The organism is Chryseobacterium sp. 22532, from assembly GCF_052044665.1.
Classification (GTDB): domain Bacteria; phylum Bacteroidota; class Bacteroidia; order Flavobacteriales; family Weeksellaceae; genus Chryseobacterium; species Chryseobacterium lathyri.
This window is the reverse complement of record NZ_JBQENJ010000001.1, coordinates 811,985-824,074: the sequence shown is the minus strand read 5'-3', so window position 1 is coordinate 824,074 and position 12,090 is coordinate 811,985. Positions and strand designations below refer to the sequence as shown.

The following is a 12,090-nucleotide window of genomic DNA, read 5'->3' as shown; positions in this document are numbered from 1 at the left end:
AAATTGAAAAAGTGTTGCATAATAGTTTTTAATAATATAAATTCACACTCTGAAACTATACAAAATAACAACTTTATGAAAAAACTATTATTGGGAGCCGTTGTATTAGGCTTTATGTCGGCTTGTAACAGTGACAATATGTCAAACCAAAGCGAAAACCCTGCAAATGAAGAGGTTTCTTCGGCCGACATGTTCAAAAGGGGTTGTGCCTCTGAAGAAGTAAGACAGGAAGCATTAAATAGTGATGCTCAACTTAGACAAAAGTTTGTAACACTAGAAGCGAATACAGAAAAATTCGCTAATGAATTAAAACTTGGAAAAGTTCTGGCAGATGGTACTGTAGAAATTCCGGTTGTTGTAAATGTATTATATAAAACTACTGCAGAAAACGTATCTGACGCAAGAATCGCGGAACAAATCGATGTATTAAATGCTGATTTCACAGGAACAAATAGTGATGCCAGTAAAATCCCTGCTGAATTTCAGACTGTAAGTGCTGGTGATACGAAAGTAAAATTCAGATTGGTAAATACCATAAGAAAAGCCACAAGCAAGACAAGCTGGGCAACCAATGATGATATGAAGAAAGCATCCAAAGGAGGAATTGATGCTACAAGCCCGGCAAATTACTTAAACATCTGGGTTGTAGGTAAAATGACAAGCCAAGGAAGAACTATTCTTGGATACGCTACATTCCCCGAATCTGCAGGATTATGGAATGACGGTGTAGCCATTGCCGCTCCATATTTTGGAAAAACAGGAGCAGCTTCACCATTTAATTTAGGAAGAACCGCAACACATGAAGTAGGACATTATTTAAATCTTAGACACATCTGGGGAGATGCAAGCTGTGGTAACGATCAGGTTACAGACACTCCTACGCAGACTACTGCTAATTATGGAAAACCAACGTATCCATTATACAACACATGTAGTGGTGTTCAAAGATCTGTAATGTTTATGAATTATATGGATTATGTAGATGATGCTGCCATGTTTATGTTCTCAGCTGGACAGAAAGCAAGAGTTCAGTCGGTAATTGCTTCTACAGGAGCAAGATCCGGACTAAGACTTTATTAAAATTTAAATTGATTTCAATAAAAAGCCTGAATTTTCTGTTCAGGCTTTTCTTTTATAATGATTTCGTATTATTATCAGGGGTATAATCCATAAAAATATCTCCATCCAGCGTCACCGATTTTACTTTCTTTTTAATAGGGATCGCAAGGGCTGCATGCATCTGGTTTTTTTCCCATAAGGAAGGTGAAAAATGAAGCTTTTCCACCGATCCGTCTTCATAATTTAAGACAGCATCAAAAGGAATTGCAAAACCTCCAACATTATCTACGTTGACTGTAAGAAGATCGTTAAGCTGTATAATGTCGGTTATTTTCAGATCAATATAATTGTTGGTATAGAACCAGTTTTGGAAGAACCAGTTCAGGTTTTTCCCGGAACCTGCGTTCATTGAATTAAAATAATCCCAAGGTACCGGGTGTTTTCCATTCCAGTTGTTCATATAATGCAGAAGCGCTTTTTTGAACAGTTCATCTCCTAAATAATCTTTCAATGCAAGATAAGACAGGGATGCTTTTACATAGGAATTGTTTCCGTATCCGGCTCCGCTTACCTGTGTACTCATGGTAATAACCGGCTGGTCCTGTTCTGCAGAAGGATCGTTGATCCATTTTTTGACACGGAAATTTTTATAGAATTCTTTTGCCGCGGCTTCACCGTTTTCATCAATTCCGATCAGGTATTCAAGGGTAGTTGCCCAACCTTCATCCATAAAAGCATACCGGGTTTCATTGATTCCCATATAAAAAGGGAAATAGGTATGGGCAATCTCGTGATCTGCGGTAAGCCTTGCATCACGAAGATCATCAGGAATACTTGTATCATTAATCATCATTGGGTATTCCATATCCGCATATCCCTGAATCGCAGTCATAACATTATAAGGATATTCCACGCCCGGCCATTTTTTTGAGAACCAATCCAGATTATAACGCATCCAGTCTACATATTGCTCAAAGTCTTTTGCTCCGGCTTTATATCCTGCCTGGACACTTGCTCTTTTTGTTTTTAACTGAACGCTTGCTGCATCCCAAACATAATGACTGCTTAATGCAAAGCAAAAATCCGTAATATGATTGGCTTTGAATTTCCAGACATTCCATTTGTTCTGCCTGGTTACTTTTCCGGATTTCATTTCCTCCTCAGAAGCAATATGGATCACTTTGTCGCTTTTAAGAGAAGTTTTATATCTTTTTAAATATTCCTGCTGAAGTACTGCTTCAGGATTCAGAAAATCACCGGTAGCCCATACTACAAAATTCTTTGGTGCTAAAATGGTAAAACTGTAATCATTAAAATCATTATAAAACTCCTGTCTGTCTGAATGGGGAAGCATATCCCAACCATTGTAATCATCATAAACGGAAATCCTCGGGAAAGAATAGGCTACATAAAAAGTTTCGGGATCTATCTGCCCTTCTCTTCCGCTCTGTATGGAAAGCGGATATTCCCATTCTATTTTCACTTCAGCTTTAGCTCCGGCCTTGAGTGCTTTATTCAGCTTTACTTTTTCTACGGTTCCCCAATCATCGCTGTTTACCATATATTTCTCACCATTGATGATCATAGATTTAATATGAAGACCTGAAGACAGGAAATCTTTGGACACAGAACCTGATCTCGGCGACTGTGGCTTATGAAGGTTATTTACAAATCTGATTGCCAGTTCATGAAGTTCATCAGGGCTGTTATTGCTGTATGTGATCGTTTCTTTTCCGGAAACTGTTTTGCTTCCCGCATCCACTTTTACCTCAACATTATAAATCCCTTTATTCTGCCAATAGTTTTTGCCCGGAGCACCGGAAATATCACGGGTTCCTTTTTCATAGGCTTTCTTAATATTTCTTGGCATATACAGCTCCTGGGCAGCGATCTGCTGCATCGAAACAGTAGCTACCAGAGCATAAAGAAATTGTTTCATATCTCTAATTTTAAAAAATAAATATCAAAATTAGCGAAAATGTCACACAGAAAAGGAATTTCTTCTATAATAATGTTTTTATGGATACCAGTTCTTTATTTTTTATAAAGGCTGATGCCGAGGGACGAAAGGTATTGAACATGTTATATAATTTCTGTAATCAATAAGTAACAGCAATCTTCTATAATCTATCCTCTTCATCTGTTTTCTTAATAGTTCTTGCATTCTTCACGGACTGGTTTCCAAAATTGAATTTAAGAGAGAGTGTGAATCCCTGAGTATCTCCGTAATCCAGAAAATAATTGTCCTGATTGGCATATTTTGTACTTACCTTCTGCCCCATGCTCCTGAAAATATCATTGAAAATAAATGAGGCTTCCAGTTTTTTATCAAAGAATTTACGGTTCATTGCAAGATAAGCAGACCATGCGCTGGAGATCGTAAAAGTTCCCTGTATCCCAGGTGAATAATACTTGTGCCCAATCTCCATTTTCCAGTCATTACTTTTATCTAAAGTAATTGCTGTTGAAACATTGGACACCCAGTTCCAGACCTTATTTTTATACAGAAGTCCATCAAGTCCTTTGAAATAATTTTCGTTGTGTTCCAGGTTTTCAGAAACGATCAATGTCCACCACGGTTTGATCTGAAAGCTTTTGTACAGACTTGCTCCAAAAGCCTGACCTTTTTCAATATTGGTAAAATAATAGATCAGATTATTCGTACTGGGTTCCTGGAATGAAATTTCCATAGACGGATAGATCTCTTTTCTATAGTATAAATCCAGATTCCAACCTTTCCAGGAATACGTCAGATTGAGGTTATGAATAATGGTAGCCTTCAGTTTCGGGTCTCCCTGGTAATAGGAGAATAAATTATAATATGACTTCGCAGGATTTAGCCAGGAATAAGAAGGCCTGCTGATTCTTTTTCCATAGGAAAACCCGAATTCATGCTTACTTTCCGTAGAATACTGAGCATAAAAAGTCGGAAAAAGACTCCAGTACTTATTTTTGTTGCGTTCATAAGGTTCGGATACTACCCCTTCCAGATCCGTCATTTCAGCGCGAAGACCACCTTTAAAATTCCATTTTCCAAGATTGTAAGCCAATGACGAATAGGCAGCAAAATTATGTTCCTTGTAATCAAACAGGCTGCTTTTCTCCGGACGCAATTGAAGAGAGCCGTTTTCGTTGTCGGAAAAATCCAGTCCGCTCATTGTTTTCACAAAACTGTACTTCAGTCCGGACTCTATCTCAAGCTTTTTATCTTTCCATTGATAATCAGCTTGTGTGGAATACAGCTGGACATCTGTTTTATTTTGGGTGAAAAAATTATCATCCTTTGGTGCTTCCCCTGCAAAATTCAGGTGAGTCAGTACATTTTGATATTTATCCACGTTGTTTCCGGTAAAATAACTGATCCATGAAAGGCTGCTCTTCTTATTAAGTTTTCTGTCAACCTGAAAGCTTAATGAATTATTGATCGTCCGGGACTGATGATCATTAACCGTTGTATAATCAGACTCTGCAATATCCTGATTGTTGTAGATCAATGTAGGGACGACGTAAGTTCCAAAAGACTTCGGACTGAAGTATCCTGAATAATTCAGACTCATATTTGTCAGGCTGTCAATTTCATATTCAGCATTGAAATTGAGGGTATTCTGTGCTCTGTTCTTGTCCTTTCTGTTCATCGTACTCACCCATCTCTTCTGGCTTTCCTGGTAATTCACATAATCTGTTCCCTCACGATAGTACGTTCCAAAACCTCTGTAATAACTTCCCATCAATGAAAGCTTGTCTTTCTTATAATATTGGGAGACCCCTGCAACTCCTTTTGCATATTGGGTCTGAACATATTTGGAGGAAACAATTCCGCGGTAGCCTTCGATCTTATTTTTTTTCATCACAATATTCAGGACTGCGCTGCCGGCTGCTTCATATTTTGCTGGTGGATTGGTGATGACTTCTACCGATTTTATTTCGTCTCCCTGTGTGTTTTCAAGAAAATTTTTGAGCTCATCACCAGTCAGCATTACCTTTTTATCATTAATGGTTACCAGAATTCCCGTTCCTCCTTTGATGGTGATCACATCATTGTTTATTGTAACACTCGGCGTTTTCTTTAAAATCTCCCAGGCATTAAGAGAAGAAATATTGCTGTTTTCTACATTGAATTCCAGTCTGTCTACTTTTCTGATGACCATCGGTTTCTGTTTGGTCATTACTACAGCTTCTATTTCCCGGGTTTCTTTCTTAAGAATAATCTTTAAAAGTCCATTATCCTTTTGTAAACTTATTATCTTTTCAAAAGGAGTATAATCTGTTTTTTTGACTGTTATTTTCACTGAATCAACGGCTATACCTTCTAAATGGAATTGTCCGTCTGTATCTGTTTTCAGTGTTTTGATCAGCTCATTTTTTAAATTATAAATTCCGATATCCGCAGAGGCTAGCTTTACATTCTCAGTGTCCGTCACTGAACCTTTGATAATCTGCACCTGTGCGGACAAGAGCATTGGAAAAAACAGGAAAAGAAAAATTTTATACATAATTGATTCTGAAAAGCATGGATGTTACTCTGCTTGACAGCTCAAAATTCAGTATTTACAAAGAGAATTTCGGTTAATGGAAGGTTAATGATGGGTTAATGCCAGCAAAAGGAAAGACTAAAGTTTTATCTTTGTTTTCATGATCACCAAAAGCAAATACCTCATCCCCCTTTTTGCAGCACTGTTCCTCTTCCTACTGGGAATACAGGTATACTTTATGTACAAGACCTATCAGGTAAAAGAGCGTGAAATTTACAGAACAGTTCATGAAAAAATATCGAGTTACACCGATAATCTGGAAGATTTGGGTGGTATCAAAAACAAAACAGATGATAGCATTCAGAAGGTTCTGATTAATTATCATGACAAAAAAGTCAGTAGAAAAGATTTTCTGGAATATTTTAAGAAGAATAGGAAAGAAAATGAGGCACGTTTAAATGACTATGTGGACAACAGCTTTAAGAAAGAAGGTTACAAAATTGCTACAAAAATTGAATATACCTCTATTGTGTATCTTCCGGACGGTTCCCACCTTATCGACCGTCCACTGGTTCTTTATGAAACCACCAATAAAGTGGTCAATCCGAGAATCTCCAATACAGGGACATGGGAAACTACTTCAACATTCTCTGCTAAAGACGGTAAACCCGGCAGAAATGATTCTTTTTTGGTCAAAAGCAACACCGGATTTGAGATCTTAAACATCAAAACGATCATATTTAAAGAACTTGCTTTACTTACGATCTGCTGTGCAGCCATTCTTCTAAGTGTTCTTTTGCTTTATATCTTTACCGTAAAAAATTTAGCCCGCCAGCAGAAACAGGTCGAAGTTCTCCACACAGTTGTGGATAATATTTCGCACGAATTCAAAACTCCGATTGCCACTTTAAAGATCGCGTCGAAAGCTTTAAAAAAGGAATGGAATCCTGAAACCCTGCCACTCATCGACCGCCAGATCAGCCGCCTTGAAAACCTGATGTTCCAGCTTCATAAAGATGAGACCTCTGAAGAGGTTCTCTCCATAAAACCTGAAGATTGGAACTTTTTTGTGCAAGATCTCGCTTTCACTTATCCTGAGACAAATTTTGAATTGACCAACCATGTTTCGGAAGAACTTCTCCTTGATAAAAATTTCATGGAAACCATTATCAAAAACCTGTGTGAAAACAGTGTAAAATATGGAGCTTCTCAGGTAAAAGTAAACCTCAGCAATAGTTCTCAAGATCTTAAAATAGAAGTGAGTGACAACGGTTGTGGTATAGAGAAAAATGAGCTGACTCATATTTTTGAAAAGTTTTACAGAATCCAGTCAAATAATATCCATAATACTAAAGGTCTGGGGCTAGGACTTTATTTTGTAAAAAATATCATTGCAAAATATCATGGTCACATAGACGTTTCCAGCCGCCTTAAAGCCGGAACCACCTTTAAAATATCTATTCCGTATGAAAACTAAGATCCTTTTAGCCGAAGACGATCCGGATTTTGGGATGATCCTGAAGCAGTACCTGGAACTGGAAGATTTTGAAGTGGCGTGGTTTCAGAACCCGGAAGACATTGTCAGCCTTTTAAGTACAGATTTCCCTTTTCACATTGGTATTCTGGACATCATGATGCCTTCCATCGACGGTTTTTCCTTAGCGAAAATGATCCTTAAGAAGAAAAACACTTTCCCCTTACTTTTCCTGACCGCCAAGAACCAGAAAATAGACCGCCTGATGGGACTAAAGATTGGTGCAGATGATTATATTGCTAAACCATGCGATCCGGAAGAGCTGGTTTTAAGGATCAAAAATATCCTTAAAAGGACGCAGCCGGCCGTTTCACCACAAATAAAGATCGGAAACTATTTTTTAGATACTGAAAAACTTCTGCTTTCCCATCCTGAGGGAAACGTTCGCCTTACGATCCGGGAACGTGAACTTCTTCTGTATCTTCTGAAATACAATGGCACGATGATCAAAAGGGATGACATTCTGGATAATCTCTGGGAAACCAATGACTATTTTACCGGAAGAAGCCTTGATGTTTTCATCAGCCGCCTGAGAAAATATTTCATGAATGATCCTAAAATAAAAATCCAATCCCTGAGAGGAATTGGATTTGAAGTTGATTTTCCGGTAAACTGATCAGGAATTAATAAGAAAGTTCCGCCAAGACCGGAAAGTGATCCGATGGATACAGCAGATTTTCTCTTCTGTCATTAATATGTCTTTGGGATTTTATTTTGAATCCTTTTACGAAAATATAATCGATTCTGTCTTTAGGGGTTTCATTCACATTGAAAGCGGTAAAGGTTCCTTTCGGCCCGTAAGGTTTTGTTTCCGAATGATAAAAGCTGTCGTTCAAATTCTGGGAAAGGATTTTTATCGGCTCCGAATCCTCTGTTAAGTTAAAATCACCGCTTAAGGTTACGGGAAGATTTTTAGGATTCATCTCTTTGATCTTCTTCAAAATAAGTTCGGAAGATTTCACTCTTGCCACATTTCCGATATGATCAAAGTGTAGATTCATGGCCAGGAATTCTTTCTTGGATTTTTTATCTCTAAAAAAAGCATAGGTACAGATTCTATTAAGAGCTGCATCCCATCCTCTGGAAGGTATTTCCGGTGTTTCCGAAAGCCAGAATGTCCCGGAATTTACCACCTGAAGCCTGTTCGTATCATAAAAAATAGCTGAGAACTCCCCTTTTTCCTTTCCGTCATCTCTTCCTACTCCAACATAATCGTAATTCTTAAGGCCGGCTTTAATATCTTTCATCTGCTCGGGAAGCGCTTCCTGAACGCCGAAATAATCGGGATGATAATAATTTAACAGATCTACAACATCCTGTTTTCTTTCTGTCCATGCATTTTCCTTATCTGATGTAACCTGCAGCCTGATATTGAAACTCATCACTTTAAGATTCTGCGAAAATCCCAGCACAAAGAACAACAGGGATACGATTGAAAATCTGAAATTCATAATCTTATTTTTAAATTAGAATCACAAAAATAGAATATCCTGATTAGAGATAATAAAAGTTGGGGATATATTATTGTTAATTTTTGGAGGGAAGCCGGAAGAAGTAATTAAAGGTTGTTTTATACCTATTTAAATTTAATCATTCTTATCAATGAACCTAATTCTCGAACGAAGAACCAATAGAGCTTCCATCTTCAGACTTTCCTCTTCCTTCCAGTTCTTTTCCAAACAAAAAAACCGAAACTTCATAAATCTGAAGTTTCGGTTTTTATAAGGTTAATATACCATTTATTCTTTGGTAAATTTATATTCTCTTCCGGCCTGTTTAAAAACAAGTCCTTTTTTATCTTTGCTAAATACCAACGTTATTCCGGCTTCATCAAAAGTAAACTGGTTGTTTCCTGCATATTCGAGAGGGAATTCCGGCTGGTTTCCTGCTTTGGCATACAGCTGGCCGTTTTTATCTGTAAAGACCAGCTTGATAGGATCACTTGTAGTCCCATATGTTCCTGCAAACTCTTTCGTATTGATTTTTTCAACTGGTTTAGTCTGTGCTGTAGGCCAGATATTATTTTTCATATTAACATCTGGAACTAGAGAATCCGGATCAAGCATTACTTCACTAATTTCTTTATTTGAATTGATGTTGAACAGCCATTCTGTATTGCGCTTCCAAACCTCAACAGGAATTTTTACGACCTGTTTGGTACCGTCTTTAAATTTCACCTGAACTGTTGTAGGCATCGGAAGCTGACCAAGATTTTCAACAGTGATCTGGGCACCGTTTTTAAAATCTCCGTTAATGTATTGTACATCTTTTACAGACTGATCGATCTTCCATTTATTAATAAACCATCCTCTCCAGAACCAGTTCAGTTCTTCTCCAGAAACATTTTCCATAGTGTGGAAGAAATCCCAGGGCGTAGGATGCTTGAAAGCCCACCGGTTAATATAGGTTTTGAATGCTTTATCAAATTTTTCAGGACCTAAAATTGTCTCTCTTAAAATCTGCAGCCCCATCCCCGGCTTGAAGTAAGCCAAAACTCCTATGCTCCTTTCCTTCATATTATCCGGACCTACCATAACGGGTTCAATATTATCGCCCATCATAAAGGCTCCACTTCTGGCAATATCTTTCTTCCTGTAGTATTCTCCGTTGTTAAAAGCTTTTGTAGATAAATCATTGATAAAGGTATTGAAGCCCTCATCCATCCATGCAAACAGTCTTTCATTGGAACCTACGATCATCGGGAACCAGTTGTGCCCGAATTCGTGATCCGTAACTCCCCAAAGGTCTTCACCTGCGGAATCCATATGACAGAATACAATTCCGGGATACTCCATTCCGCCTTCATTTCCTGCCACATTGGTTGCTGCCGGATAAGTATACTCATACCATTTCTGGGAATAATGCTCAATAGCTGCTTTTGTATATTCCGTAGATCTCCCCCATGCTTTTTCCCCTGCACTTTCTGCAGGATAAGCTGATATGGCAACAGATTTTTTACCACTCGGAAGGTTTATTTTTGCAGCATCCAGAATAAATGCCGGTGACGAAGCCCATGCAAAATCGCGGGTCTGGTCAATTTTAAATTTCCATGTTTTTGTCCCTGAAGCCTGATTTTTCCCGATTTCGGATTCCGGACGGATCATAACTGTTTTATCACTGTTCCTCGCCTGCTCCCAACGGTTATTTTCTTCTTTGCTGTATACTTCTTTATAGTTCAGAAGCTCTCCGGATGCCACTACATAATGATTGGCAGGAACTGTAATGTTGGCGGAAATATGACCATATTCCAGATAAAATTCTGACGCTCCAATATAAGGAAGGGTATTCCAGCCCATTACATCATCGTACACACACATCCTTGGATACCATTGAGCGACCGTAAATATTTTACCGTTTTTAGTATTTTGAACTCCCATTCTGTCTGACCCATATTCCGGGGAAGTAAAGGAATATTCAATTTTTATTTTAGCAATACCGCCTTTCGCTTTCAGTTCTTTAGGAAGATCGATCTGCATTCTGGTATCGGTAACCGTGTATTTTACATCTTTACCATCAAGCTTTACAGATTTAATTTTATAGCCTCCATCCAGTTCTTCACCGTGGGCCCCGTTTCTGCTTCCTGATGGCGGAACAACTGCATTCCCTCGGGAATCTTTTGAGAATAAATTCTGGTCAAGCTGCAGCCATAAGAAACCTAACTGGTCGGGACTGTTGTTCGTATAGGTAATTTCAGCCGTCCCGGCAATTTCATTTTTTACATCGTTAAGACTTACATTCAGATCATAATCTGCCGAGTTCTGCCAGTAAGCATGCCCCGGCTGTCCGCTTGCAGAACGGGTTTCTGTACCGGTTTGGGGATAAAAGAAAGGCTTGAATGCTTCTACATAACTGTATTTCGGACTCTCCTGTGCTAAAGCAGATCCTGAGAACAAGAAGACTGCCGCTGCTGCGATAAGGCTTGGAAGTTTATAATTCATTGGAATAAGTTATACTATTTCTGTGATAAGTTATAAAAAAACCCGGAATCGTTACAAATCCGGGCCATTTTTATAAAAATTTTAATTAGTTTGTTTTTTTTGCTTTAATCATCGCTTCCAGTGCATCCCACATTTCTTTTGGAATATCCTCAAGCATATTAAATTCTCCAGCTCCCTGAAGCCATTCTCCACCATCTATGGTCACCACTTCCCCATTCATATAAGCAGAATAATCTGAAACCAGATAAGCAGCCAGGTTAGCCAGCTCCTGATGCTCTCCTACTCTTCTTAAAGGAACTTTTTTTCTCATATCGAATTTTTCCTGAAGGTCTCCAGGAAGAAGTCTGTCCCATGCTCCCTTAGTTGGAAAAGGTCCCGGCGCAATTGCGTTGAAGCGGATCCCGTATTTCGCCCACTCTACCGCTAAAGATCTGGTCATTGCCAGAACTCCTGCTTTGGCACATGCTGAAGGAACCACGTAAGCAGATCCAGTCCATGCATAGGTTGTTACAATATTTAAAACAGTCCCCGGACTTTTGGAATCGATCCAATGTTTTCCGATAGAAAGAGTACAGTTCTTCGTTCCTTTTAAAACAATATCCAAAATAGAATCAAAAGCTGAATGTGTTAATCTTTCCGTCGGAGAAATGAAGTTTCCGGCTGCATTGTTCAACAGAATATCAATTCTTCCGAATTCTTTCAACGCAGCTTCTTTCATAGCTTCCACCTCATCCCAGTTTCTCACGTCACAAGCAACACACAGGACTTTTCCGCCAGTCTCCTCTTCCAGTTCTTTTGCCGTTCCCTGTAATTTTTCCAGATTACGGGAAGTGATCACCACTTTTGCTCCCAGTTCCAGAAAATATTTGGTCATTGCCTTTCCAAGGCCGCTTCCGCCTCCGGTTACAATCGCTACTTTATCCTGTAATGCGCCTTCGCGCAACATTGGCTGTGTATATAAATTCATATGATCTTATTTTTTCCTAAAAATACTAAATATTGAATGGATGCCATTGAAAATAATGGGATAAATAATAATGTTATAAATAGTTATTATGCTGCTATGTTCAAAATCATAAAAAAATAA

The 12,090-nt window shown here is 38.5% G+C and carries 8 protein-coding genes; 3 read left to right on the top strand and 5 right to left on the bottom strand.

The window, feature by feature from the left end:
• The first annotated feature begins 75 nt into the window (after positions 1 to 75).
• Positions 76 to 1,080 carry a zinc metalloprotease gene (locus ACTJIV_RS03880; RefSeq protein WP_336377666.1) on the top strand — a complete coding sequence of 335 codons (1,005 nt, stop codon included), beginning with the start codon at positions 76 to 78 and terminating at the stop codon, positions 1,078 to 1,080.
• Positions 1,081 to 1,132: 52 nt separating this feature from the next.
• On the opposite strand, the gene ACTJIV_RS03875 is transcribed toward ACTJIV_RS03880, so the two are convergent.
• Complete coding sequence (locus ACTJIV_RS03875; protein WP_440625707.1) at positions 1,133 to 2,998, bottom strand: M1 family metallopeptidase; 1,866 nt, start codon at positions 2,996 to 2,998, stop codon at positions 1,133 to 1,135.
• Between the two features lie 181 nt (positions 2,999 to 3,179).
• Positions 3,180 to 5,552, bottom strand: coding sequence for an outer membrane beta-barrel protein (locus ACTJIV_RS03870; protein ID WP_440625705.1), 2,373 nt, complete (start codon positions 5,550 to 5,552; stop codon positions 3,180 to 3,182).
• Between the two features lie 139 nt (positions 5,553 to 5,691).
• On the opposite strand from ACTJIV_RS03870, the gene ACTJIV_RS03865 reads away from it, so the two are divergent.
• Both ACTJIV_RS03865 and ACTJIV_RS03860 read left to right on the top strand, forming a co-directional pair.
• The gene (locus tag ACTJIV_RS03865) at positions 5,692 to 7,008 is read left to right on the top strand and encodes a sensor histidine kinase (RefSeq protein ID WP_440625703.1); all 1,317 of its coding nucleotides are present in this window, start codon (positions 5,692 to 5,694) and stop codon (positions 7,006 to 7,008) included.
• Positions 6,998 to 7,681, top strand: coding sequence for a response regulator transcription factor (locus ACTJIV_RS03860; protein WP_440625701.1), 684 nt, complete (start codon positions 6,998 to 7,000; stop codon positions 7,679 to 7,681). The genes ACTJIV_RS03865 and ACTJIV_RS03860 overlap by 11 nt, the downstream gene beginning before the upstream one ends.
• A gap of 7 nt (positions 7,682 to 7,688) precedes the next feature.
• On the opposite strand, the gene ACTJIV_RS03855 is transcribed toward ACTJIV_RS03860, so the two are convergent.
• The 3 genes from ACTJIV_RS03855 to ACTJIV_RS03845 form a co-directional block, all read right to left on the bottom strand.
• Complete coding sequence (locus ACTJIV_RS03855) at positions 7,689 to 8,516, bottom strand: endonuclease/exonuclease/phosphatase family protein (protein WP_440625699.1); 828 nt, start codon at positions 8,514 to 8,516, stop codon at positions 7,689 to 7,691.
• 288 nt (positions 8,517 to 8,804) lie between these two features.
• Positions 8,805 to 11,003: a M1 family metallopeptidase gene (locus tag ACTJIV_RS03850; RefSeq protein WP_440625697.1), complete on the bottom strand. Its 2,199-nt coding sequence runs from the start codon at positions 11,001 to 11,003 to the stop codon at positions 8,805 to 8,807.
• Between the two features lie 85 nt (positions 11,004 to 11,088).
• Positions 11,089 to 11,970, bottom strand: coding sequence for an SDR family oxidoreductase (locus ACTJIV_RS03845; protein WP_034703011.1), 882 nt, complete (start codon positions 11,968 to 11,970; stop codon positions 11,089 to 11,091).
• Positions 11,971 to 12,090 lie beyond the last annotated feature (120 nt).